Here is a 25686-nt window from a genome sequence, read left to right as displayed (position 1 = left end):
ATAACGCATAGTTGCATGGCGTATTTATTCGGGCGAAACGTCTCAATGACTGGGTTTGCCCACCGAATGAATTAGTGTAGACCTCGTGAATGCAGACCTTTTAGCGCGCTTCCATGGCGTCATTCCGGCCGGTGGCGTCGGAACCCGCCTATGGCCCCTCTCCCGAGCCTCGGCTCCCAAATTCCTGCACGATCTCACCGGATCGGGCTCGACGCTGATTCGTGCGACCTTTGACCGTCTGGTCCCGCTGGCCGGCGAACGCATTATGGTCGTCACCGGCAAGGCGCACCGCGGCGCGGTCGTAGCCCAACTGCCTGAAATCTCCGATGAAAACCTGGTGCTTGAACCTGCACCACGTGATTCGGCCGCTGCTATCGGCTTGGCCGCCGCAATTCTTTACCGCCGCGACCCCAACATCATCATGGGGTCCTTCGCCGCGGACCAGGTCATCGGCCCGGTCGAAATCTTCCAGCAGGCGCTGGTCGAAGCGATCCATACCGCGGCCACCGGAAAGATCGTCACCATCGGTATTCACCCCACTCATGCGTCTACCGCCTTTGGCTACATCAGGGCCGGCGAAACCTTGGACGTAGCAAACGCGCCCAGCGCCCGTGGCGTGGTGGAGTTCGTGGAGAAACCAGACGAAGACACCGCCCGGCGCTATCTGGCCGGAGGCGGATTCCTCTGGAACGCCGGAATGTTTGTCGCACCCGTCGGGCTGATGCTCAAGCATCTTGAAGCCAATGAGCCGGCGCTCTATGCGGGACTTATGCGCATCGCCGAGGCATGGGATACCGAACAGCGTGACGCGGTCATGGCCGAGGTCTGGGATGACCTGCCGAAGACCGCGATTGACTATGCGGTGGCCGAGCCGGCCGCGGCCGCCGGTGACGTCGCGGTGATCCCGGGCATTTTCAACTGGGATGACGTCGGAGACTTCGCGGCCATCGGACGATTGAACAGCGAAGACGCCGAAGAAGGCGTCATCACCCTCGGTGAGGCGGTGCGGGTGTACGCCGATAATGCCACCGGCGTGGTCTACAGCGATCGACCACGGGTGGTTGCGCTGATCGGCATCGATGACGTGATCGTGGTGGATACCGCCGACGCGTTGCTGGTGACCACCAAGGAGCACGCGCAGAAGGTCAAAGCGACGGTGGAGCAGCTCAAGGAGCGCGGGGACACCTCGGTCCTCTAGGTCCGGCAGAGCGCAGGACTATGTCACCGGGTGTCCAAAGGTTACGTGCTGGCTAGGAAGCTCATGGCTCGGCGCGTATCTTCGTTAAGGTGTCTTCGATGAATGAAAATGGCAAGTTAGCATCCGTCCAGCAGTGGACGGAGCCGTTGGTACCTGCGCTGTTGGACTTCCGCCGCGAGTTGCACCGCAACCCGGAGCTTTCCTTCGCCGAGTTCCAGAGCACCGCACGGATCCTCAGTGCATTGCGTGAGGCAGGACTTGACCCGGTGCCGATGGAGCAAACCGGAGCATTCGTCGATGTGGGGCAGGGCCCGATTCGTTTGGGTCTGCGCGCCGACATTGATGCCTTGCCGGTGCTCGAAGAAACCGGGCTGGAATTCGCCTCCATGACCGACGGGGTAGCCCACGCGTGCGGCCACGACATTCACACGACGGTAATGCTCGGGGTAGCCTTGGCGCTGAAATCCATGGATGATGCAGGGGCACTGCATGGCAGAATCCGGGTGATCTTCCAGCCTGCCGAGGAAAAACTACCTGGTGGTGCGCTCTCCGTGATCGAACAGGGCCTCTTGGACGAGGTGCCGCGCGTGCTTGCATTGCACTGCGATCCGCGCATCGACGTGGGAAAGATCGGTACTCGTATCGGGGCGATCACCTCCGCGAGTGACACCATCCGCATCGAGGTTAATGGCCGGGGCGGACATACCTCGCGGCCGCATCTGACCGAAGATATTGTTTTTGCGATGAGTCAGATCGCCACCCAGGTTCCCGCGGTGCTCGGACGCAAGCTTGATGTTCGTTCGGCGGTGTCGGTGGTGTGGGGTCAGATCCATGCCGGCAGCGCGCCGAACGCGATTCCGGCCACCGGTTACCTTGCCGGCACCATGCGCTGCCTCGACGGTGAGGTTTGGTATGCCGCCGGAGAGCTCCTGGACGCGACCGTCCGCCAGGTCGCCGCGCCCTATGGTGTTGAAATTAAAATGCAGCATACCCGCGGGGTACCGCCGGTAATTAACGCTCCGGCCGAGACCGCGTTGATCGAAGACGCGGCGCGGCGCGAGTTCGGTGCCGCCTCCATCGAGCTGACTCCGCAGTCCATGGGCGGGGAAGACTTTGCCTGGATGACGCAGAAGGTTTCTGGGGCGATGCTGCGCTTGGGCACCCGCACCCCGGGCGGTAAAACCTTCGACCTGCATCGCGGGGACTACAACCCAGACGAGCGCAGTATTTCCGTCGGCGTCCGGCTGATGGCAGCGGCTGCCATTCAAGCCATCGACGAAGCGCTGGCCAACTAGGGGAAACCCGAAAATTTTTAACACTTGTTTGATGCTTTAACAAACTGTCATCTGACTTGGGTATTGGCGTTAAGCGCTTGCCGTTACATGCTCTGGAAGTTACCGGTTTGTAATCTTCAACGTCTTTACCTACGGCGTATCTCCGATAGGCTATGGAAACGATGGGAAAGCTAGTACTTTTGTGCCACTCGCGAAGGTCAACTTCACGAATCTAAAGGTTCCTCGCCTCCCGGTAATCTCGCACTTCACTCATGGAGGTTTAGATGCGCTTCTTATCGCGCAAGACCGGTGTGGCCGCGGCCATGCTCGGCATTTCAGCTTTGGCGTTAAGCGCCTGTGGCGCAGCCCCAGAAGATTCCGGCAATGCCGCCGGAAACTCTGACTACATTGGCTGCATCGTTTCCGACTCCGGCGGATTTGATGACCAGTCCTTCAACGAGTCATCGCACCGTGGCCTGATGGCCGCTGCCGATGATATTGGTTTTAAGCCACGCGAGGCAGAGTCGAAGTCCAACTCGGACTTCGCCACCAACCTCACCGGCATGATGAATGCCGGTTGTAATCTGACCGTCACCGTCGGCTTCTTGCTGGGCGATGCGACTGCGCAGGCCGCCGCGGCGAACCCTGAAAAGCATTTCGCGATCGTCGACTTCCAGTACGACAAGCCGATTGAAAACGTTAAGCCGATTATTTATGACACGGCTCAGGCAGCCTACCTGGCAGGCTACGCAGCAGCTGCAGCCTCCGAAACCGGCACCGTTGCTACCTTCGGCGGAATCAAGATCCCAACCGTCACCATCTTCATGGACGGCTTCGCCGACGGCGTAGCAAAGTTCAACGAAGACAAGGGCGAGAACGTCAAGCTCCTTGGCTGGGACAAGAAGAAGCAGGACGGTACCTTCACCGGCGACTTCGAAAAGCAGGATAAGGGCAAGCAGGTGACCAAGAACTTCATCGACAACGGTGCAGACGTGGTCATGCCGGTTGCCGGTCCCGTAGGTAAGGGCGCAGGCGCTGCCGTAGTTGACGCAAACAAGGGCGGCAAGGACGTCAAACTGGTTTGGGTTGACTCCGACGGTTACGAGACCGCACCTGATTACAAGGCTGTCATGCTGACTTCCGTGGTCAAGACCATGGACAAGGCAGTTGAAGAAGTGATCGTCTCCGACGCCGATGGCAAGTTCGACGCCACCCCATATGTGGGTACCCTGGAGAACGAGGGTGTGGCTCTGGCCCCATTCCACGATTTTGATTCCAAGGTCTCCGATGAGACCAAGTCCGAACTGGACGCACTGAAGGCATCGATTATTTCGGGCGACCTGAAGGTTGAATCGAAGGCCAGCCCTAAGTAGGGTTTGCTGCACCACAAAGTAAGTCATCTGAGCGCGTCACCGCTCACCGCCTGAGCGGTGAACTGGTGACGCGCTCTATGACTGCCCACCGCCCAACAACCGAACAACAAAGATGGTGGAATCGTGAAACTCGAACTACGAGGAATCTCGAAAGCCTTCGGTTCTTTCTACGCCAATAAGGATATCGACCTAGTGGTCGATAATGCCCAAATCCACTGTTTGCTCGGTGAAAATGGCGCGGGAAAGTCCACGCTGATGAACGTGCTCTACGGCCTGTATCAGCCGACCGAGGGTCAAATCCTGATCGACGACAAGCCCGTGCAATTCTCCGGGCCAGGCGACGCGATGGCAGCGGGCATCGGCATGGTGCACCAGCACTTTATGCTGATCCCGGTCTTCACCGTCGCCGAAAACATTGCTCTGGGAGCCGAGGCCACGAAAGCCGGCGGCGTCCTGGACCTTCAGATTACGCGCAAGAAGATCCGCGAAATCTCCGATCGCTACGGGTTCGACGTTGACCCCGACGCGATCGTCGAGGATTTGCCGGTCGGCGTGCAGCAGCGCGTGGAAATTATCAAGGCCCTGGTCCGTGAGGCGAAGGTGCTCATCCTTGATGAGCCGACCGCGGTGCTGACCCCGCAGGAAACCGACGAGCTGCTGGACATCATGCGGCAGCTCAAAGCCAATGGCACCTCGATCGTGTTCATCTCGCACAAACTGCGCGAGGTCCGTGCGGTCTCCGACGTGATCACCGTGGTGCGCCGCGGTCTGGTGATCGATTCGGTGCCCCCCGAAACTTCCACCACCGACCTGGCTAACCTGATGGTCGGCCGTGCAGTGCAGCTGAACCTGAACAAGGAAGCCGCCACCCCCGGTGCCGCCAGCTTGATGGTGCGTGATGTGAGCGTGGTTAACGCCGCCGGCACCACCACCTTGGACCACGTCTCCTTCGAGATCCATGAGGGCGAAATCCTCGCCGTGGCAGGTGTGCAGGGCAACGGACAGACCGAACTGACCGAGGCCATCTTGGGTACTCAGCCGGTCACCGCCGGGTCGATAAAACTTGCTGGGCAAGAACTTGTGGGCAAATCGGTCAAGGCGGTCCTGCGCGCCGGAGTCGGCTTTGTCCCCGAGGACCGCTCGGTGCATGGACTGGTCACCCAGTTCTCCATCGAAGAGAACCTGATTCTGGACCTGTATGACCGCAAACCATTCGGCAAGGGCATTTCGATGAACCTTGACGCGATGAAAAAGAACGCGACCCAGCAGATCGCCGACTTTGACGTGCGTACCGATAACCCGCTGAACCCGGCCTCAAGCCTGTCCGGTGGCAACCAGCAAAAGGTCGTCATGGCCCGCGAGCTGAGCCGTGACTTGAAGCTGTTCATCGCCTCGCAGCCTACCCGCGGGGTGGACGTGGGTTCCATTGAATTCCTGCACCGGCGCATCGTCGCCGAACGCGACAAGGGAACTCCGGTGATGATCGTGTCCACCGAGCTGGACGAAGTGATGGAACTGGCGGACCGCATCGCCGTGCTCTACAAGGGCAAGATCAACGGGATCGTGCCGGGCAACACCTCCCGTGAGGTGCTCGGCCTGATGATGGCCGGAGTCTCCCAAGAGGACGCGATCAGCCAGGCAGACTTCGTCAAGGCCGATGCCGAACCACTCGAAGCGCAACCGGTAGTTACCCAGGCGCCGCCGAGCCCCCACAAACCTAAGCACAGCACCACAGCGGAAGGAGATGCGCAGTGAGTGAGCAAACCATCGGTCAACCGCCTGCCGGCGAGAAGCCCGCAGCGCCGCCCGAGGCCAAAAACTCGAACAACGAGCTATTGCGCAAGATCACCCAGGGCCCGGGTCTCGTCTCGGTGCTGGGTGTTTTTGTTGCACTGGTCATCGGCGGACTGCTGGTGGCCGTGACCGACAAAAAAGTCATTGAAACCTCCAGCTACATCTTTGCCCGCCCCAGCGATTTCTTCTCGCAGCTGTGGCGCGCCGGAACCGAAAGCTATGTGGCGCTGTTCAACGGCTCCATCTACAACTCCGCACAGGGTTTCTCTCCCTTCCTGGAGACGCTGACGGTCTCCACCCCGCTGATCTGTGCAGGTTTGGGCGTCGCTCTGGCCTTCCGCGCCGGCATGTTCAACATCGGTGCCCAAGGCCAGATCATCATCGGCGCCACCATGGCCGGCTATGTCGGATTCGCCTGGCACCTGCCGCTGGTGCTGCACCTGCTGCTGGTGGTCCTCTTCGGTCTGCTCGGCGGCGCCCTGTGGGGCGGGCTGGTAGGTCTGCTCAAGGCCCGCACCGGCGCGCACGAAGTGATCTTGACGATCATGTTCAACTACGTGGCGCTGTACCTGCTGGACTTCTTGATGAATACCACCGCCTTCCGGCGTCCCGGTGAGACCAATCCGATCTCCCCGATCCTGGATGCTAACGCGACCTTCCCGGCACTGACCGGATCGCGTTTGCACTTAGGTTTTGTGATGGCAATCTTGTTGACGGTGCTGGTGGCCTGGATGCTTAAACGCTCCACCTTGGGCTTCGAGTTCCGTGCGGTGGGGCATAACCCTGAAGCGGCACGCACCGCCGGCGTAAACGTCGCGCGCACCACCATCTTGGCGATGGCCTTTGCCGGCGCGCTGGCAGGCGCCGCTGGTGTTGCACAGGTAGCCGGCACCGAGAAGGTACTCACCGTCGGTGTGGCCGGTTCGCTGGGCTTCGACGCGATCACCGTCGCGCTGCTTGGCCGATCCACCCCGTGGGGAACCTTCTTTGCCGGTTTGCTCTTCGGTGCCTTCCGCGCCGGTGCGGTCAACATGCAGATTTCCACCGGAACCCCGATCGATATCGTCTTGGTGGTGCAGTCACTGATCGTGCTGTTCATCGCCGCCCCACCGCTGGTGAAATCGATCTTTGGGATGAATCCGAAAAAGCGCGTCCGCAAAACCGAAACCATCAAGGCAGGTGCCAAGTGACCACCACAGCAACAGCGGCCCTGCAGCCGTCGATCTCCCTGTTACCCAGCAAGAAGACTCCGATAGTGCTCAGTGTGATCGCTTTGATCACGCTGATCAGCTTCGGTTTCCTAGGCAGCAGCCAGGCCGCGAATTTCTCGCTGAGCACCAGCACCGATGCATTTAAGATCCCCGACCTGGTGTTCCCCGGTATGGCGACCAATATAGTCTTCGGTGTGCTGCTGCTCGCGGTGGCCGGATACTCCTGGTGGCTGCGTTCCAAGGGACGCACCTTGCCCACCTACGCGGTAGTGCTTGCAGCGGTGCTTTTTGTGCTCGGCTTCCTGATTTGGGTGGTCTCCGGCGCGAATATTAATACTATTTCGCTGGCCAGCCTGCTGGCCGGTGCGGTCGTGCTCGCCGTTCCGCTGGTGTTCGGTTCGCTGTCCGGGGTGCTCTGTGAGCGTGCCGGCGTGGTCAACATCGCTATCGAAGGCCAGCTGCTCGGTGGCGCGTTCACCGCCGCGATCGTCGCGTCGATCACCAAGAACGCCTTTGCCGGGCTGATCGCCGCAGGCATCGCCGGCGCACTGGTCTCCCTGGTGCTCGCGTTATTTGCGATCAAGTATCTGGTCAACCAGATCATCGTCGGTGTGGTGCTCAACGTGCTGGTCTCGGGTATCACCGGGTTCTTGTTTACCACGGTGATGCAGGAAGATCCCGAACTGTTCAACTCCCCGGCGCACCTGCCGGTGATCGCGATCCCTGGGCTGAGCGCCATTCCGGTGCTGGGTCCGATCCTGTTCAAGCAGTCGGTCATCGGCTACCTGATGTATCTTGCGGTCTTCCTGGTCTGGTTCGGGTTGTTCAAAACCCGTTGGGGCCTGCGGGTACGTGCGGTCGGTGAACACCCGAAGGCGGCCGACACCCTGGGCATCAAGGTAAACGCCACCCGCTTCTGGAATGTGACCCTCGGCGGCATCATCGCCGGTATTGGCGGCTCCTTCTTCACGCTGGTGGCCATCGACTCCTTCACCAAGGAAATCTCCGGCGGACGTGGCTTCATCGCGTTGGCCGCGGTGATCTTTGGACGCTGGAACCCGATCGGCGCCTTCGCCGCAGCGCTGCTCTTCGGCTTCGCGGACAACCTCCAGGTGATCCTCACGATCATCGGCACCCCGGTGCCAAGCCAGTTCATGGCAATGATGCCGTATCTGGTGACGATCTTCGCCGTCGCCGGCTTGGTGGGCCGCTCGCGCGGACCTGCTGCCGCCGGCGAACCCTATGTGAAGGAATAACAATTCTCATGGAAAACAACACCGCGCCGTGGTCGCAGCTTGAAGCTGCGGCCGCGGCGGCGCTGTCCAAGGCGTACGCACCCTATTCGAAATATCGGGTCGGCGCCGCCGCACTGACCACCGAGGGACGGCTGATCTCCGGTTGCAATATTGAAAACGCCGCATATGGGGTGACCCTGTGCGCTGAATGTGCCATGGTCGGTGAACTATTTGCCGGTGGCGGCGGTAAACTTCAGTACTTTTTGTGCTTGGGGCAGCTCGAAGATGGTGCAGTTCAGCTGATCACCCCTTGTGGCCGCTGCCGTCAGCTGCTCTTTGAACACCGCGCGCCGGGTATGGAAGTACAAACCGATACCGGGGTGCTGACCATGGAGCAGCTGCTGCCCTATGCCTTTGGACCTAACGACATTTCACTGTAAGCAGTAGTATCCCAGCGGTCTCAAACACCGACGATTTTCACCAGTAAGGAGCCGAAAGTGGCTACCGAAGCATTCAGCACCGTTGACATCATTCGTACCAAACGCGATGGCGGAATCCTCAGCGATGAGATGATCGACTGGACCATCGACGCCTACACCCGCGGGGCCATCGCCGAAGAGCAGATGTCCGCGCTGAATATGGCGATTTTTTTCCAAGGTATGAACCGCAAGGAAATCTCGCGCTGGACCCACGCGATGATTAACTCAGGTGAGCGCATGGATTTCTCCGGGCTCAAGGATGCCGCCGGGAAGATTTTGGCCACCACCGATAAGCACTCCACCGGTGGGGTAGGGGACAAGATAACTTTGCCCCTGGCACCTCTGGTCGCCAGCTTCGGGGTTGCGGTTCCGCAGCTTTCGGGCCGCGGACTGGGCCACACCGGCGGTACCTTGGACAAGCTCGAAGCGATCCCGGGCTGGCGTGCGGCGCTATCCAACGAGGAAATGTTTGCTCAGCTTTCCGGTGCCGGAGCGGTCATCTGCGCGGCGGGAACCGGACTGGCTCCGGCGGATAAAAAGCTTTACGCACTGCGTGATGTGACCGCCACGGTAGATTCGTTGCCGCTGATCGCCTCCTCGATTATGAGCAAGAAGATCGCCGAAGGCACCGGGACGCTGATCTTGGACGTTAAGGTCGGTTCCGGCGCATTCATGAAGGATGAGGCCATGGCCCGCGAGCTGGCCGAAACGATGGTGTACCTAGGTACGGACGCCGGGGTCAATACCGTGGCGCTGCTGACAAATATGGACACCCCACTGGGCTTGACCGCAGGTAACGCGATCGAGGTGGATGAATCCGTGGAGGTGCTCGCCGGCGGGGGACCCGAAGACGTGATCGAGCTGACCGTCGCCCTGGCCACCGAGATGCTGGCAGGAGCCGGGATCACCGACGTGGACGTGCGCGGCGCGCTTAATAATGGACAGGCCATGGACCGTTGGCGTCAGATGATCATCGCTCAGGGTGGAGACCCCGATGCGAAGTTGCCGGTGGCCAAGGAATCGCACACCATTTACGCGCAGGCTGAAGGTGCGTTGCTGAAGCTCGACGCCATGGATATTGGCCTGGCTGCCTGGAGCCTGGGTGCTGGGCGTGCGCGCAAGGAAGACTCGGTGCAAGCAGGAGCCGGCGTGCGACTGCACGTGAAGCCAGGTGCTCTGGTGCGCCGTGGTCAGCCAATCGCCACCTTGCTCACCGATACCCCGGAGAAGTTCCCGCGTGCTATCGAACTGGTGGAAAAGGCGATCCTGATCGGCTCGGATACCGACCGTGCAGATACCCGGCTGATCTTGGGTCGGATCGCAGCAAAATAATTTCGTTGAATTAGGTCGAAGACTCTTTGAGCAGTTTCATTTCCGGCGGCAGTAGTGAATTTGATTCCCTGCTGCCGCCGGTTTTTCTGTCCGCTGGTCTGTAGCAAACAGCTAAGTAGAGATAGCGTTAAATATTCGGAAGCTTACGAGGATTGCCGCGTCAGCATCTTTATCCCAGAGCTTCGACTTGAGAAGCGCTAGCCAGGTCGAGTAACTTCATCCAAGAAACTCAATGCGATGCTCACCAGCAACTCCCAGCAAATTCGCGGGAACCAAAATGCCATAGTCAATCGTTGAATAGATGAGTCCGCCGGGAGGTGTGTCTCAAAAAATTCCACTATACGACGAAGGTTGGATGCCAAGGCACCAATCCTCGAGTGAGAATGGATTATCGGCGCACACGCGCATGCTCGGGGAAGAAGCAAAGATTAATGGAACTGATCAACGAGGCAATCACGCAGGCTGCAAGTGCGTGGTGGGTTTTGCCGTTGCTGTTCCTATTCTGCATGATTGATGCCTTTTTCCCGATAGTGCCGTCCGAATCTTTTCTCGTCTCGCTGGCTGCCGTGGGCATCAGCACCGGCACGCCTAACTTGTTCCTCGTCGCGTTGCTCGGTATCGCCGGAGCCATTCTGGGCGACCAAATCACCTTCTTCATCGGGCGCAAACTGGGTGCGAAGGGTTTCCGTTGGATGCGCGGCGCCAGAGCGCAGCGGGTGCTGCGGTTCTCCGCACGGAAACTTGAAACTTCCGGCGCACTTTTGATCTTCACCGCAAGATATATCCCCATTGGCCGGGTGGCGGTGAACCTGACTGCCGGGGCTACCGGTTTCAGCCACCGCCGTTTCACGCTCTTCGACATGATCGGCTGTATCACCTGGGGTGCCTATTCGGTAGGTATCGGGGCGCTGGCGGGAAATTGGCTGGCACACAACAAACTGGTCGGAATCATTGCCTCAGTAGTAATTGCCGTGGTCCTGGGCTACCTCATTGATTTACTGGTTAATCGCGTGTTGAACAAGTACGGCAAGCGTCCGCAAAAGGCCGATACCGTGCAATCGACCGGGGTATTGGAACTTGTTCCGCCAGAGCATAAGCAGGGTTAACCTGCTAGCTTGACGATGGTCACATACAGGCTCGCAGATCTTTACCCATTAGAACTATCTGTGCGGACAAAATACGACTAGGCTCGACCTGTGACTGAAGAAATGATTCATCTTGCCTATGATCCCGAGTTCGACTTCCGGGATCTGCCCAAAGTTTCGCTACATGACCACCTAGACGGTGGCTTGCGTCCGCAAACCATCATCGAGTTGTCGGCGGAGGTCGGCCATAAGCTACCTGCCACCGAGGCTGAAGCCTTGGCTGATTGGTTCCATGAATCGGCTGATTCCGGTTCATTGCCACGGTACTTAGAGACCTTCGAACACACCCTTGCGGTCATGCAGACGCGTGACGGGTTAATCCGTGTGGCACGCGAATTCGTAGAGGACCTCGCCGCCGACGGCGTGATCTACGGCGAAGTGCGCTACGCACCAGAACAACACTTACGCGAAGGTCTGAGTCTGGACGACGTCGTTGATGCCGTGCAAGAAGGCATGGAACAGGCCGTGGAGGCGCTCAACAACGAGGGCCACCCGATTCAGGTGGGTCAGGTAATCTCTGCAATGCGCCAGGCAGACCGCGGCCTGGAGATCGCACAGCTGGCCTTGCGCCACCGTGGACATGGTGTGGTCGGGTTCGACATCGCCGGACCCGAAGAAGGATTCCCTGCCTCGCGGATGAAGGAAGCCTTCGATCTGCTAGCGGAAAACCTCTTCCCGACGACGGTTCACGCTGGCGAAGGCGCCGGCCTGGACTCGATCAAAGACGCGATCTTGGTTGGCCGCGCCACCCGTTTGGGCCATGGCGTACGCGTTGCCGAAGATATCGAAATTGAATTCGGTGGCGTTGACGACGACGGGGAAACCCTGGACCAGGACACCGGGCTGGTTGCCTTGGGCCCAGTGGCTAACTGGGTTCGTGAACGTGGCATCCCACTGGAAATCTGCCCATCGTCAAACCTGCAGACCGGTGCTACCGCCGCCTTTGGTGAGGGAATTGAATCCCACCCGATCGACCTGCTGGTGCAGACCGGTTTTAACGTCACGATCTCCCCGGATAACCGACTGATGAGTGGCACCAGCCTGTCCGACGAGTTCGAACTGCTGGTCGAAGCCTTCGACTATGACCTCGAAGATCTGCTGGACCTGACATTGAACGCAGCCGAGGCAGCCTTCGTACCGCTGGAAATGCGTGAACTGCTGGTTGAGTACATCAACGATTACTACGCCGACTTGCTCGACGAAGACGACGATGACGATGACGAGGAATACGAAGAGATCTAATTCTCGACGCATACTTTCGACCACAAGGGTCACCTCTACGGTGGCCCTTGTGGTTTTTAACGACCTGCATCAGGGGTGGAAACAATACTTTTGCGAACCCCGCCATGGATTTATCGTCGTCAGCGTCTAACTTCGAATAACACCGGCGAGAAGGAGTGTTGTACCTCGAGCTTTTTCTGCTGAGCAGTGATCGGTGCTGAGCTCCTGAAAACTTCATCTGGAGACGGCACCTGAACTGATCCGCATGCCGCCTGGGATGGCTGCTCACACGTGCCTTCGCTGTCCTTTGAAACATGCGTAAGAAAGTGAACACGGCCCTTGGCGGACTAACTTTCAGCATCATTCGTGCACGGTTCCAGCTTCAGAAGATAGGGTCGACTCATGCCCATTACCTTTGCTGCCTTGAACGAATCTGATACCGGCGAAGTCGTCGACTTCTTGGTATCCAATTCATTTCCCTTTCATGTTCAGCCCGCTGCACATGAGCAGGACGTCAGAGCAAAAGTTTCTGCGGGACGCTTCTGGAACGAAGATACCCAAGGCTACTGGATCAATGACGACGGCCACCGAGTGGGAATGATTGCCCTGGAAGACCTGCAAGATGAGGACTCTCCAGTATTTGACCTGCGCTTGGCTGAAGACCAGCGAGGCCATGGACTTGGGTTAAAAGTCCTTCGCGCGCTTTGTGACCTGGTTTTTGACACCATGCCTCGGGTGTTGCGTTTCGAAGGTCAGACGCGGGAGGACAACATCGCAATGAGAAAGACGTTCCTGCGTGCCGGGTTTGTGAAGGAAGCGCATTATCGAATGGGGTGGCCGACCAGCGACGGGCGACACCTCGCCTCGGTCGCCTACACCATTCTGCGCCAAGACTGGGCAAATCACACCGTCACCACTTTTGACTGGGTCGACCTCGCGACATAGGTTTCTGCGTCATCTATGCTCAGAGCGTGGGTAAAATATACGAGGAAATCAACGAGAACCTGAAGGCTTGGATCGGGCAACAGCCAATGTGGTTTGTGGCCACCGCGCCACTTTCCGCTCAAGGGCATGTGAACATGTCGCCACGGGGTTTGGACTCTTTTTCGATTTTGGGACCAAACCGGGTCGCCTGGGTGGATTACACCGGAAGCGGCGTAGAAACGATTGCGCACCTGCGCGAAAACGGTCGGATCTGCCTGATGTTTAATTCCTTCGATCACAGGCCACGCATTGTTCGGCTGCATGGACATGGAACGGTGCACGTGCCGGGTGATCAAGTATTCGACCAAGTTGTTGCCTTGCACCCCGCAAATTTGGGTACACGCGCGGTTATCGAGGTGGAAGTAACCCGGATCAGTGACTCGTGCGGGTGGGGTGTGCCGCAAATGGAGCTGACCGGCGAACGCGACACCATGGATCTTTGGGCGCTGAAAAAGGGTGACGCAGGTCTGAAAGAATACCGCGGGCAGAAGAATTCGTTGAGCATCGATGGCCTGCCAGGGCTGGACTCACCGATGTGATTAGCTTGACTCTATGCGAAGTGAGAGCGAACTTGACCGGCTCATCGGGATTATTGAGACCTTGCGGGAGCGATGCGCCTGGACCGGCGCGCTGACTCACGAGTCGCTGCGTACCTATTTAGTTGAGGAATCCTATGAGGTGCTCGACGCTATCGGAGCGAAGGATCCGCGGCTGTTATGCGAGGAACTTGGCGACCTGCTCTTCCAGATTTTATTGCATGCACAAATCGCAAGCGAGCAGGAAAACTTCGGTCTGCAGGACGTGGCTAAAGCCCTGGCCGACAAACTTCTGCGGCGTAACCGCCACGTCTTTGATGCTCAGGGAAACCTTGAGCCGGTGATTACCGAAGATGTTGCGGAGATTATTCGCATTTGGGATGCTGCTAAGCAAGCCGAACGTTCCGGGACGCCGAAACGAAAGAATGCCGGGCTTCCTGCTGGTCTTCCGGCACTGACCTTGTCACAAAAGTTATTGGATCGGCATCATCGCGCAGGCGCCACAGATCTTCCCGAGGCCACCGAGGGAATGCGCGTCCGCGTGCATGATGAGCAGGGTCTTGGTGCAGAATTACTGGCCTTGTCTGCCCGCGCCGAAGAGCTGGGATTAGACGCCGAATCGGTGCTGCGTGATGCCTTGACAAAAAAATATGCAGGGATGAAGAACGAAACAACGTCGCCCTAACAAGGTGTGACGCGCTAGGCTAGGAGCAGGCAATGGTGCCAACGGTCGATCGGACCGCTGGATCGACCAGCCCTTAGACAACCCCTTTATACAAGGAGTCCTTACTCATGGCATTGATTGACGCCATTCACGCGCGCGAAATTCTAGATTCCCGCGGAAATCCGACCGTTGAGGTCGAGGTCCTACTCACCGATGGTGCCCACGGCCGCGCCGCGGTTCCATCCGGTGCATCCACCGGCCAGTTCGAAGCCGCGGAACGCCGCGACGGGGACAAGAAGCGTTACCTAGGCAAGGGCGTGTTAGGCGCTGTTGCCTCGGTCATCGAAGAGATCGCCGACGAGTTGGAAGGCCTTGACGCCACCGACCAGCGCTCCATCGACCAGGCAATGATCGAGTTGGACGGTACCGAGAATAAGTCAAAGCTCGGCGCCAACGCCATCTTGGGTGTTTCCCTGGCCGTGGCCAACGCTGCAGCCGCCAGCGCCAACCTGCCACTGTTCAAGTACCTGGGCGGCCCGAACGCACACGTACTGCCGGTACCGCTGATGAACATCCTCAACGGCGGCTCCCACGCCGACTCAGATGTGGACATCCAGGAATTCATGATCGCCCCACTGGGTGCACAAACGTTCTCCGAGGGTCTGCGCTGGGGTGTCGAGGTTTACCACAACCTCAAGGCCGTACTGCAGGAAAAGAGCCTGTCCACCGGTCTAGGCGATGAGGGCGGTTTTGCGCCGAACCTGCCAAGCAACCGTGCGGCACTGGAACTGATCACCGAAGCCATTAAGCGCGCCGGCTACACCCCGGGCAAGGATATTGCCCTGGCGCTGGACGTTGCTTCCTCGGAGTTCTACGAGAACGGTGCCTACCAGTTCGAGGGCGAAGCTCGCAGCGCCCAGCAGATGAGCGACTACTATGCACAGCTCGTTGCAGACTTCCCACTGGTGTCCATCGAAGATCCACTCGATGAGAACGACTGGGAAGGTTGGAAGACCCTCACCGAAAACATTGGTGACAAGGTTCAGCTGGTCGGTGATGACTTGTTCGTCACCAACCCAGTGCGTTTGGCGCAGGGCATCAAGTCCGACACCGCTAACTCGCTGCTTGTGAAGGTTAACCAGATCGGCACCCTGACCGAAACCTTGGACGCCATCTCGATGGCCCAGCGTGCCGGTTACACCACGATCACCTCGCACCGTTCGGGCGAGACCGAGGATGTCACGATTGCAGAGATCTGCGTGGCAACCAACGCAGGTCAGATCAAGACCGGTGCTCCGGCCCGAAGCGAGCGCGTAGCAAAGTACAACCAGCTGCTGCGTATCGAAGAGGACCTGGGCGAGGCAGCAGTTTACGCAGGAACCAGCGCGTTCCCGCGTTTCAACAGCTAATATTCAGGTAAAACGCATAAGCTCGTCGGTAGTGGATACCGACGAGCTTTTCGTTATTTAATGAAGGCACAGTTGGAAATACGAGTTTGAATGGGGGAGTATGGCGCAGCGACCACCGCGTATGCCGCGACGAAATACCCCTACAGGTGATCAGCCACCTGAGGTGGCTGCGACGCACGCGGATCCACAGGGCCACGAATCGGCGGATCATACGCCGCGGGCCCCACACGGGGCGCACGAAGCCGATCCAAGCACCGACGCGTTGCACATTGTGCCAACGCCGCCGCCGAGTACCCCTAGCGCACGCCGAGTTCGGCAATCGCCCTCCGAAGAGCGCAAAACATCGCGAACACCTTCTTTTGGCGCGCCCAAAGCCGGTTCGCGCAACGGCACGGCCAAAAGCCAAGGCGCTCAGGAAAATAAGTCGAAAACTCCTTTGCGGGAGCGCGCTAAAGAGAAACAAAACGAGCGCCGCCGTGATGACCGAGTGAAGTTCTCCGCAGCGGTCCGCCGCAAACCGGGGGAGAAGGCACAGGCCACACAGGAGACTCCGGCCGGAGCCCCGGTAGCGGCCCACCGTTTTTCCGGACGCGTGGCTGCGCTGCTAGTGGTACTCGCGTTTTTTGCCGTGATGTTGGTACCTACGGTGAATTTTTACCGGACACAAATGACTGAGATTAGTGAACTGCGGGCCTCGATCAGTGAAAAAGAGGCCCAGCGCGACGAGCTGAAGGCAGAAATCGCACGCTGGGATGATCCGTTGTACATCAAGCAACAGGCTCGCGAGCGGATAAACTTGGTCATGCCGGGAGAAAAGCTTTACAAGGTTGTCGGTGAACTTCCTACCGAGGAGGCTACCGCAACGCCTATTGGCAGCACCTATGAGGTGCGCGCAGATCTTCCTTGGGTAGATGCGCTGCTCGATTCGGTACATCGCTCAGCGACAGACTGATAAGCAAACATACTCAAGCCGAACCACACGACGCGAAAAGACAAAAACTTGACTGATAAGCCCATCCGCGAAGCCCTCGACGCCGCCGGACGAGTTCCGAGCGAACAAGATCTAGACACGCTCAGCCGCCAACTCAACCGTCCGGTGCGTGATGTGGTGGAGATTGGTGCACGCTGCGTTTGCGGCAACCCCTTAGTGGCGACCACGGCACCACGACTTTCCAGTGGTATTCCGTTCCCCACCACTTACTACCTGACACACCCGGTGATTACCGCCGCGGTGTCTCGGCTGGAAGCCGCTGGACTGATGGGCACGATGAACGAACGCCTCGGTGATGATGCCCAGCTGGCTGCCGACTACGTGTTGGCTCATGAGGCTTACCTGGCGAACCGTGATGCTATCGGCGCACGCTCGGGCACCGGTGAGGTCCCGGAGATTACCGGCGTCTCTGCCGGTGGTATGCCCAGCCGCGTTAAATGTTTGCATGTACTGGTAGGCCACTCTCTGGCCGCTGGCGAAGGTGTTAACCCCCTAGGGGACGAAGCGATCGCGCAGATCGCCGAGTGGTGGACTAAAGACAAATGCTTCTGTGAAGGTGCGTGGGAGACTACCGGCCAGGCGCCGAGCCAGGATCGTTCACGCCATGTGAAGACTCAGGAAAAAGTTGACCCGTCGGTCAAACGGGCCGAACGTGCACGTAAGCGTGCAGAGCGTGAAGCCAATGAAGCGGATCAGGCCTAATGCGCGTCGCGGGAATTGATTGCGGCACCAACTCCATCCGGCTGCTGATCGCCGACGCTGTCGAAACCGACAGTGGGGTGCAGCTGAGCGATGTGCTTCGTACCATGCGAATAGTACGTCTGGGCCAGGACGTTGATGCGACCGGCGGCTTTGCCCCCGAGGCTCTGGGACGTACCTTTGCAGCGGTCCGTGAATACAAGGCATTGTGTGATGAGCATCAGGTCCAGCAGATTCGTTTTGCTGCGACAAGTGCCGCCCGTGACGCGTCAAACCGTGGTGTTTTCCTCTCCACCATCACCGACCTGCTGGGCGTCACCCCTGAGGTGATCACCGGAGATGAGGAAGCAAGCCTGTCATTTACCGGTGCTGCCTCGGTACGCGAAGCAAAAGACGGCAAAGTACTGGTCATTGACCTCGGCGGCGGTTCGACCGAATTTGTGCTCGGCGACGGATCTGGCATACTGGCGGCGACCTCCTTGGATATGGGTTGCGTGCGGGTGACCGAACGCTTTGCTCAGCTTCGTGAGGCGGTCGAGTTTATCGATCACAAGCTGTCCACCCTGGAAAATCGTGTTGATGTGTCAGAAGTTGACGCGGTGATTGTGGTGGCGGGGACATTTACCACGTTGACTGCACAGGCGCTGGGACTGACCGCCTATGACTCGGTTGCCATTCACGGAGCCGAACTTAGCTTTAGCGACATGCGCCGGGCAACCAAGCAAATGCTCTCCTATAACCGCGAAGAGCGCGAAGCCCTAGGGTTCATGCATCCTGGACGCGTTGACGTGATTCAGGCTGGAGCGCTAATCGTGGAACGTATATTGGATTACCTTGAACGAGCTAGCGCGCAGCGCCCAATGACGTTGATTGCTTCAGAACACGATATTCTCGATGGAATTGCGGCTTCGGCCGCGAGCAACTAGTCAACTGCAGCACTTTGCCCTACCGGCTAGGTGTCCCGGAGCCCCCTTGCGAGGAGATGATTGTGGGTAACATGAGAACCGGTAAACCCGTTGCGGCGCGGACCTGGATGGCCGCAGTCCTTGCGGCGTTGCTGATCAGCGCGACCTTTGTTGGTGCCGTTCCGGCTCATGCAGACGACATTCGCAGTAGTGAATACTGGCTCAAAGCACGCGGTATTAGCGAAGCGCACAAGGTGACCAAGGGCAAAGGCGTTAAAGTCGCCATCATTGACACTGGCATCGATACCAGCCACCCCGATCTGAAGGGTGCAGTCACCGGTGGTGCCGATATGTCCGGTTCCGGCGGACCACAAGGTGACAAACCGATCGGCGTGATGAGCGAACACGGCACGCTGGTGGCTACGCTGCTGGGCGGCCGTGGAAATAACAAGCAAGAAATCGAACGGGTTAAATCCGAGAACGAACGGTTAAAGACCGCTTGGGAAAAGGCGAAGAAACACGCCGAAGACGAAAATAAAGACAAAAAAGACGACGAAGAAAAAGTTCAGGTCCCCAAGGAACCCGAATACGAAAAGATCCCTGCTCTGCGCGCAGGCAGCGATGGGGTGCTTGGAGTGGCTCCGGAGGCGGAACTGCTTTCGGTGTCTTTGTGGATGGGCGGGGAAAACCCCTCGGGCATCCCGGTGGAAGAACAGATTCCTAAGGCAGTGCGGTGGGCGGTTGATTCCGGTGCCAAGGTGATCAATATGTCGCTGGGATCAACCTCCCCGGCATGGCCCGAGAGCTGGGATGACGCGTTCAAATACGCCGAAGATAAGGACGTGGTGATCGTGGCCGCCGCCGGTAACCGTTCCGGTGGAATGAGCCAGGTTGGCGCCCCGGCGACAATCCCCGGTGTGTTGACCGTGGCTGGTGTCGATGAGTCAGGGAAGGCATCGAAAGATTCCTCCACCGAGGGTATCTCCATCGGCGTCGCCGCTCCGGCTGAACAACTTGTAGGTGGTTTGCCCGGCGGTGGTTATGCCCGCTGGTCAGGAACGTCCGGTGCCGCTCCGCTGGTCGCCGGAGTGGCCGCCTTGATTCGTGCGGAGCATCCACAGATGAAAGCCCCGCAGGTGATCAACCGAATCCTGCAGACCGCAAAGGACACCGGCGCGCCGGGCGTGGATAACCTGTATGGCTACGGAATTATCGATGCTCACGCAGCGGTGACTGCGAATGTGCCAGTGGCCAAAGAAAACCCGTTGAATACCATTACTGAATGGATTCGAATCCACCGTCGCAATGTCGACAGCACCACCGAGGCACCAGATCCGGGTGTCTCCATGGAGAAGTCCACACTCAACCCAGTGGCCGCACCAAAACCTATCCTTCCTGACGACTCGACCCCGGTCCTGCAGCCGGTAATCGTTGTGGGCGGCGGTGTATTGCTGCTGCTCGCGCTGCTGCTCGGCGGAACTCAAATAGGGGTTAGTGCGCGCCGGCAGAAAAAAATTCGTGAGGTTGAACTTGCTGCGGTGAGTAAACTCCCGGTGGATGAACCAAACGATGGGCGTGACTTCTTCGACGAGATTCCCGAAGACGAAAAATAGTTGACGCAACGTTGTGGCGGCAGGTAAACGAAGGAATATTCCTTGTTTATCTGCCGCCATGGTGCTTTAACTGCCGAGGAAACGGTGGTGCGGGGAGCCGAAATCAGCAGAAAATCTCGTGTGGTTGAGGAGTTAAAAGTAGGTTGGGCCGGACCGGGTGCAGACCGCGTACTTGGCTGGAGACGAAGCCAACACAAAAAGTTAGTGAATGTTTTCACTAACTCCGAAAACCCGCGTAGAATAAGGAATATGTCGATCATCGAAAGCTCCCAGAAGCGTCCGCGCATTCTTGTCGTTGGCGGTGGCTATGTTGGCCTTTACGTCGCGATGAAGTTGCAGAAGAAGGTCAAGGATCACGGTGGCATTGTCACCGTCGTAGACCCGAACCCATATATGACTTACCAGCCATTCCTGCCAGAAGTTGCAGGTGGCCAGATTGAACCGCGCCACGTGGTGGTTTCCCACCGTGCGCACCTGAAGCACGCCGAACTGGTTAACGGTCGCGTGTTGAGCATTGACCACGCAGCAAAGAAGGCAGTCGTCGCTCCGGTGAGCGGCGAAGAATTCGAGCTGGAGTACACCGATATTGTGATGTCTGCAGGCGCGATCACTCGTACCTTCCCGATTCCGGGACTAGGCGACGCCGGTATCGGCCTGAAGACCATCGAAGAAGCCGTAGCGCTGCGCAACCAGGTTGCCGAGCGCATCGAGTCCGCCTCGAACATGACTGATCCGGTAGCGCGCAAGCGTGCGCTGACCTTCGTGGTGGTTGGCGGCGGCTTCGCCGGCATCGAGACCATCGCCGAGCTCGAAGACATGGCTCGCGACCTGATCAAGCTCAACGACCGCATCGATCAGAAGGAAGCCCGCTTCGTTCTCGTTGAAGCGATGGGCCGCATCATGCCAGAAGTTACCGAAGAGCAGGCCCTGTGGGTTGTTGACCACTTGCGCAGCCGCGGTATCGAGGTTCTGCTGAACACCTCGCTGGCAGATGCCACCGACGGTGTCCTGCAGCTGATCAACATGGCAGACAAGTCCCCAGCAGGAACCTTTGGTTCCGACACCTTGATCTGGTGTGCCGGTGTGATGGCGAACCCAATGGTTCGCTCCACCGACTTCCCAATCGAGCAGCGCGGCCGCATCGAGACCCGTACCGACCTGCGTATCAAGGACGAGAACGGCAACCCGCTGGAAGGCGCATGGGCTGCCGGCGACATCTCGGCCGTCAAGGACGTCACCGGCGGCCTGCCGGACGGTACCTGCGTTCCAAACGCACAGCACGCGGTACGCCAGGCGAAGTTGCTGGCGAAAAACCTCTACGCTGCGCGTTACGGTGTGGGCACCATCAAGGAATACAAGCACAAGAACCTCGGCGCAGTTGCAGGCTTTGGCCGCAACAAGGGCGTGGCGAAGGTTGTTGGCCTGAAGCTCAAGGGCTGGCCAGCATGGATGGCTCACCGCGGTTACCACGGTATGGCCATGCCAACCTTCGAACGTAAATTCCGCGTTGTTGGCGACTGGATGGTTGCGTGGTTCTTCTCGCGCGACGCACTGCAGCTGAACAACCTTGAGACCCCGCGTGCGGTTTTCGAAGAGTCGGCTAAGCCAAAAAAGGCTCCGGCCGCTAAGTAAGTTTCGCTGATCGACGATCGCTGGCCACAGGAGCCGGAAGGAATTCTGGCTCCTGTGGCACCAAGCGGTGCGGTAATTTCCGAAAATGCGAAGTTATCGCGTAAGATTTTAGAGTCTTGCCCTCATGGTGGAATTGGCATACACGGCTGACTTAAAATCAGCTGCCGAAAGGCTTGTGGGTTCGAGTCCCACTGGGGGCACTTGTGAAGAGACCGCTACAACCCTGAATTATCGGGGGTGTAGCGGTTTTTTGTTTTGTCAAGCATTGACTCCTGATCAGCCTAAGCGTGCAGGATTCCTTTTGAGTGTTATTCCCCGGCACGCTCTAGGCATAATTCGCTTGGAATATGCCGATATCATCCCTATGGCTGAGTCGATTCACAGCAAACCCCAATAAGATCACTTATACAAAGCAGAAGAACTCTCTGCACTTGAACTCACGACTTATGGGGGAATTTAGGTTGAGCGGTAACCCGATCTTCGGTTCCAAGAACCAGTCTGCAAGCTGGGGCACTGGCTCCAATGCAGGCAGCCCGGTCGGATTCCACGAATCCGGCAACCTCAGCGCCGATCAGTTGCAGGGAATGTACCAGCAGCCATCGGCCAACAGCCAAGACACCGGTCGCATGACCATTGGCGACACCATCAACAAAACCATCCTGTGTTTGGCACTGGTTGTTGTAGGTGCCGCCGTAGGTTGGGCCGTACCAGCACTGATGTTGCCAGGCGCACTCATCGGTTTTGTCCTTGGTCTGGTAAACGTCTTCAAGAAGAAGCCGTCACCGGCTTTGATTCTTCTTTACGCGGCAGCCGAAGGCTTGTTCCTCGGTGGGCTATCGCAGTTCTTAGATGCCCGTTACCCCGGCGTAGCAATCCAGGCAGTCGTCGCGACCTTCTGTGTCGCCGGCGTGACCCTGGCGCTGTACCGCTCGGGTAAGTACCGGATGACGCCAAAACTGAACAAGATGTTCATGATCGCAATGATCGGCATGGTTGTCTTCTCGCTGGTGAACATGGTCATGATGATGACCGGCACCGTCGACGGCATGTTCGGCATGCGCAGCGGTGTCTTAGGTCTGGTCATTGGAGTTGTGGCGGTACTGCTGGCAACTTACGCATTGGTCTCCGACTTCACCATGATTGAGCAGCTGTCCCGCCAGGGAGCCCCGGCAATTATGGCTTGGCGCGGTGCTTTCGGCCTGACCATGACCTTGGTCTGGCTCTACTTGGAGATTCTGCGCATTCTGGCTATTCTGCGCGGCGACGAATAAGCATATTGAAATAAATTTATAGAACCAGTGCCCAATACGGGCACTGGTTCTATTTTTTATGTCACAATTCCGACATGGATCCCAATTGGGTGTCGAAGTCACGGTAACTTAGAGGGATGAAGAGTAATCGACTGTCGCGATTGCGACGGTTTCGCGTGGTGCTACCAGCCAAAACAGCTGGCGACCCGGCCCCCGTGTCGGCGAACCTGGATTTCCACGAGGCCGAAGATACGCCCTATGGGATGCGTTTGGCAGCCTGGTGGTCGTGGCGTTTCCTGGTGGTGGTTGCCGCCGTGGGTGTGCTCGTCTGGCTGCTCTCAAAACTTTCCTTGCTGCTTATCCCGGTGATGATTGCTGCGCTGATCAGTGGCTTACTTTCACCTGTCGTCAACGTGCTGAATCGCAAACTGGCGCTGCCAAGGGTACTTTCTGTAGCGATCACCGTCATTGCATTCTTGGCGCTGGTGATTAGCGGATTGTCGATGGCAGGACAACGCCTGACAGCCGGATTTGCTGCCCTATGGAATCAAGCCATTGTCGGTGTGGAACAGATACAAACGTGGCTCTTCACAGGCCCCTTGCAACTTACCAACGCAGACCTGCAAAACGTTTTTGACGATGCCCTGCGTGAACTTCGTTCCAACGCGACAAATATTCTGAGCGAAGCCATTAGCTGGGGCTCGGCCTTAGGGCAGATCCTTACCGGCGTCTTGCTGGCACTCTTCACCTTGATCTTCCTGCTTCTCGACGGCCGGAAGATTGGACTTTTCCTGATCAATCTGTTGCCACGCCGTGCGCGACCGGCCATGGACGGCGCGATGACCCGTGGCTGGTCCGCATTGGTCAGTTACGTCAGAGTGCAGCTCCTGGTGGCATTTATTGACGCGGTCGGCATTGGCTTTGGCGCCTTCTTCCTGGGGGTACCTCTGGCCATGCCGTTGGGAATCATCGTTTTTGTCGGTTCCTTCATTCCAATTATTGGTGCACTGGTCACCGGCGCCCTGGCTGTCCTGCTGGCGTTGGTAGCTAACGGCTGGGTCAATGCACTGATCATGCTCGGCGTAGTTTTGCTGGTACAGCAAGCTGAATCAAATATCCTGCAACCGCTGATTATGGGTAAAGCAGTGAGCCTGCACCCGCTAGCGGTTGTATTGGCTGTGGCCGGAGGCACCATGGTCGCTGGCATTCCCGGCGCACTTTTCGCGGTGCCAATTATGGCCGTCTTAAATGCGGTGGTGAAATATCTGGCTCGACGCGGATGGGACGATGACCCGTTCGTCCGCGATCAATATGGAGTTGGTGAAGACCCCCACGCCCCTCCGGAGCCATCCACCGAAAAATCCCACGAACTTTCGCCGGCGCGTGAGCGCCCAGAGCACATTGCAACTGAGGACTAGATAGATGAGCAACAAGCCCGAACTACCTGTGACATTGGCCGATATCGAACAAGCCGCGAAGGTGCTCGAGCCGGTTATCGCCCGTACCCCCATTGAACACTCCCGAGTGCTCTCCCTGCACGCCGGAGCCGAAGTGTTCTTGAAGTGCGAGAATCTGCAGCGTGCGGGATCCTTCAAAATTCGTGGCGCGTACGTACGCATGGCCAAACTCAGCGCCGAAGAGCGCGCCCGTGGCGTGGTGGCCGCCTCGGCAGGTAACCATGCCCAAGGTGTGGCTCAGGCGGCATCACATCTAGGAATCAAGGCACGCATTTACATGCCCCGAGGTGTCGCGCTGCCTAAACTGGCGGCCACCGAAGACCACGGGGCACAGGTGGTATTGCATGGTGACACCGTCGATGAGGCCTTGGCCGAGGCGCAAAAATTCGCCGATGAAACTGGCGCCGTGTTTGTGCATCCCTTTGACCACCCGGACATCATTGCCGGACAGGGCACCATTGGTTTAGAGATCCTAGAACAGCTTCCGCAGGTGGAAACCGTGCTGATGGGTGTCGGGGGCGGCGGTTTACTCGCAGGTGTTGCCATTGCAATCAAGGAAAAGGCCCGCCAACTTGGCCGCGAAATCAAGGTGGTGGGGGTGCAGGCCGAAAACGCCGCAGCCTACCCGCCCTCCTTGGCCGCCGATGCGCTGGTTCCATTGGATACCGTGCACACCATTGCCGACGGTATCGCTGTCGGTAAGCCAGGCCAGCTGCCCTTCGCGATCATCAAAGAACTTGTTGACGAGGTCGTGACGGTCTCTGAGGACGCGCTTGCACAAGCGCTGGTAGTCCTGCTGGAGCGCAACAAGCTCGTCGTGGAGCCCGCTGGAGCCGTGGGAGTTGCAGCTCTTTTAGAGGGCCGCTTGCAAGAGCATGGAATCGACCCGGCCACCACCGCAGTGATTCTCTCCGGCGGTAATATCGATCCACTGCTGATGCTCAAGGTGATCCAGCGTGGTTTGAACGCCGCTGGGCGTTTCCTCACTGTGCGCATCATGCTGCCAGATCGCCCCGGCGCGCTGGCCACCATCTCCCGGGTGATCGCCGAGTCAGATGCCAACGTGACGCGTCTAGACCACACGCGGATCGGCGGCTCACTATCCATGGGGGACGTGGCAATCACCATCGATCTGGAAACTAAGGGGCATAAGCACTCCGAGCAGGTATTGGACAACCTGCGAGCCGAGGGCTTTGACCCGCACATCACCAATAGTGCCGGAGGTTCGGTCGCCTAGCGGCACAAAATTGGCGTAAAAAAGTGGCTCGGCACCCCGGGGTGCCG

The 25686-nt window shown here is 58.3% G+C and carries 22 protein-coding genes and 1 tRNA gene; all 23 read left to right on the top strand.

Annotated elements, in window-relative coordinates:
• Positions 1-85 precede the first annotated feature (85 nt).
• The gene (locus tag VJ369_RS00955) at positions 86-1198 is read left to right on the top strand and encodes a mannose-1-phosphate guanylyltransferase (protein WP_324090287.1); all 1113 of its coding nucleotides are present in this window, start codon (positions 86-88) and stop codon (positions 1196-1198) included.
• A 98-nt stretch (positions 1199-1296) separates the two neighbouring features.
• Positions 1297-2493: an amidohydrolase gene (locus tag VJ369_RS00950; RefSeq protein ID WP_324090286.1), complete on the top strand. Its 1197-nt coding sequence runs from the start codon at positions 1297-1299 to the stop codon at positions 2491-2493.
• Between the two features lie 263 nt (positions 2494-2756).
• The gene (locus VJ369_RS00945) at positions 2757-3845 is read left to right on the top strand and encodes a BMP family ABC transporter substrate-binding protein (protein ID WP_324090285.1); all 1089 of its coding nucleotides are present in this window, start codon (positions 2757-2759) and stop codon (positions 3843-3845) included.
• 123 nt (positions 3846-3968) lie between these two features.
• Positions 3969-5600, top strand: a complete 1632-nt coding sequence (locus VJ369_RS00940) for an ABC transporter ATP-binding protein (protein ID WP_324090284.1) — start codon at positions 3969-3971, stop codon at positions 5598-5600.
• A complete protein-coding gene (locus VJ369_RS00935; RefSeq protein WP_414652600.1) occupies positions 5597-6829 on the top strand; it encodes an ABC transporter permease in 1233 nt (410 codons plus the stop codon). The genes VJ369_RS00940 and VJ369_RS00935 overlap by 4 nt, the downstream gene beginning before the upstream one ends.
• Positions 6826-8106, top strand: a complete 1281-nt coding sequence (locus tag VJ369_RS00930; RefSeq protein WP_324090283.1) for an ABC transporter permease — start codon at positions 6826-6828, stop codon at positions 8104-8106. The genes VJ369_RS00935 and VJ369_RS00930 overlap by 4 nt, the downstream gene beginning before the upstream one ends.
• Positions 8107-8114: 8 nt before the next feature.
• Positions 8115-8525, top strand: coding sequence for a cytidine deaminase (locus VJ369_RS00925; protein WP_324090282.1), 411 nt, complete (start codon positions 8115-8117; stop codon positions 8523-8525).
• A gap of 57 nt (positions 8526-8582) precedes the next feature.
• Positions 8583-9896: a thymidine phosphorylase gene (locus VJ369_RS00920; RefSeq protein ID WP_324090281.1), complete on the top strand. Its 1314-nt coding sequence runs from the start codon at positions 8583-8585 to the stop codon at positions 9894-9896.
• Positions 9897-10327: 431 nt separating this feature from the next.
• Positions 10328-11002, top strand: a complete 675-nt coding sequence (locus tag VJ369_RS00915; RefSeq protein WP_324090280.1) for a DedA family protein — start codon at positions 10328-10330, stop codon at positions 11000-11002.
• A gap of 102 nt (positions 11003-11104) precedes the next feature.
• Positions 11105-12283, top strand: coding sequence for an adenosine deaminase (locus VJ369_RS00910; RefSeq protein ID WP_414652604.1), 1179 nt, complete (start codon positions 11105-11107; stop codon positions 12281-12283).
• 381 nt (positions 12284-12664) lie between these two features.
• On the top strand, positions 12665-13207 hold the full coding sequence (locus VJ369_RS00905; protein WP_324090278.1) for a GNAT family protein: 543 nt from the start codon (positions 12665-12667) through the stop codon (positions 13205-13207).
• A gap of 26 nt (positions 13208-13233) precedes the next feature.
• Positions 13234-13785, top strand: coding sequence for a pyridoxamine 5'-phosphate oxidase family protein (locus tag VJ369_RS00900; protein WP_324090277.1), 552 nt, complete (start codon positions 13234-13236; stop codon positions 13783-13785).
• A gap of 13 nt (positions 13786-13798) precedes the next feature.
• Positions 13799-14467: a MazG nucleotide pyrophosphohydrolase domain-containing protein gene (locus VJ369_RS00895; RefSeq protein WP_324090276.1), complete on the top strand. Its 669-nt coding sequence runs from the start codon at positions 13799-13801 to the stop codon at positions 14465-14467.
• A 107-nt stretch (positions 14468-14574) separates the two neighbouring features.
• Positions 14575-15855, top strand: a complete 1281-nt coding sequence (gene eno, locus VJ369_RS00890) for a phosphopyruvate hydratase (RefSeq protein WP_324090275.1) — start codon at positions 14575-14577, stop codon at positions 15853-15855.
• Between the two features lie 100 nt (positions 15856-15955).
• A complete protein-coding gene (locus VJ369_RS00885; RefSeq protein WP_324090274.1) occupies positions 15956-16807 on the top strand; it encodes a septum formation initiator family protein in 852 nt (283 codons plus the stop codon).
• Between the two features lie 48 nt (positions 16808-16855).
• Entirely contained in the window at positions 16856-17548 is a 693-nt protein-coding gene (locus VJ369_RS00880; protein WP_324090273.1) for a DUF501 domain-containing protein, read from the top strand.
• Positions 17548-18471 (top strand): Ppx/GppA phosphatase family protein, encoded by a 924-nt coding sequence (locus tag VJ369_RS00875; protein ID WP_324090272.1) that lies wholly within the window; start codon positions 17548-17550, stop codon positions 18469-18471. Before VJ369_RS00880 ends, VJ369_RS00875 begins: the two co-directional genes overlap by 1 nt.
• Positions 18472-18542: 71 nt before the next feature.
• The gene (locus VJ369_RS00870) at positions 18543-20063 is read left to right on the top strand and encodes a S8 family serine peptidase (protein ID WP_324090416.1); all 1521 of its coding nucleotides are present in this window, start codon (positions 18543-18545) and stop codon (positions 20061-20063) included.
• A gap of 249 nt (positions 20064-20312) precedes the next feature.
• On the top strand, positions 20313-21695 hold the full coding sequence (locus VJ369_RS00865; RefSeq protein WP_324090271.1) for an NAD(P)/FAD-dependent oxidoreductase: 1383 nt from the start codon (positions 20313-20315) through the stop codon (positions 21693-21695).
• Positions 21696-21813: 118 nt separating this feature from the next.
• Positions 21814-21895: transfer RNA gene (locus VJ369_RS00860), tRNA-Leu, on the top strand.
• A gap of 246 nt (positions 21896-22141) precedes the next feature.
• A complete protein-coding gene (locus VJ369_RS00855) occupies positions 22142-22966 on the top strand; it encodes a Bax inhibitor-1/YccA family protein (protein WP_414652603.1) in 825 nt (274 codons plus the stop codon).
• A gap of 155 nt (positions 22967-23121) precedes the next feature.
• Complete coding sequence (locus VJ369_RS00850; protein WP_324090269.1) at positions 23122-24363, top strand: AI-2E family transporter; 1242 nt, start codon at positions 23122-23124, stop codon at positions 24361-24363.
• Between the two features lie 4 nt (positions 24364-24367).
• A complete protein-coding gene (ilvA, locus tag VJ369_RS00845; protein WP_324090268.1) occupies positions 24368-25639 on the top strand; it encodes a threonine ammonia-lyase in 1272 nt (423 codons plus the stop codon).
• The last annotated feature ends 47 nt before the right edge of the window (positions 25640-25686 follow it).

This window comes from Glutamicibacter sp. (assembly GCF_035257265.1).
In the GTDB taxonomy this organism is placed as follows: domain Bacteria; phylum Actinomycetota; class Actinomycetes; order Actinomycetales; family Micrococcaceae; genus Glutamicibacter.
The sequence above is the reverse complement of the archived record's forward strand: the minus strand, read 5'-3'. Positions and strand labels throughout refer to the sequence as shown.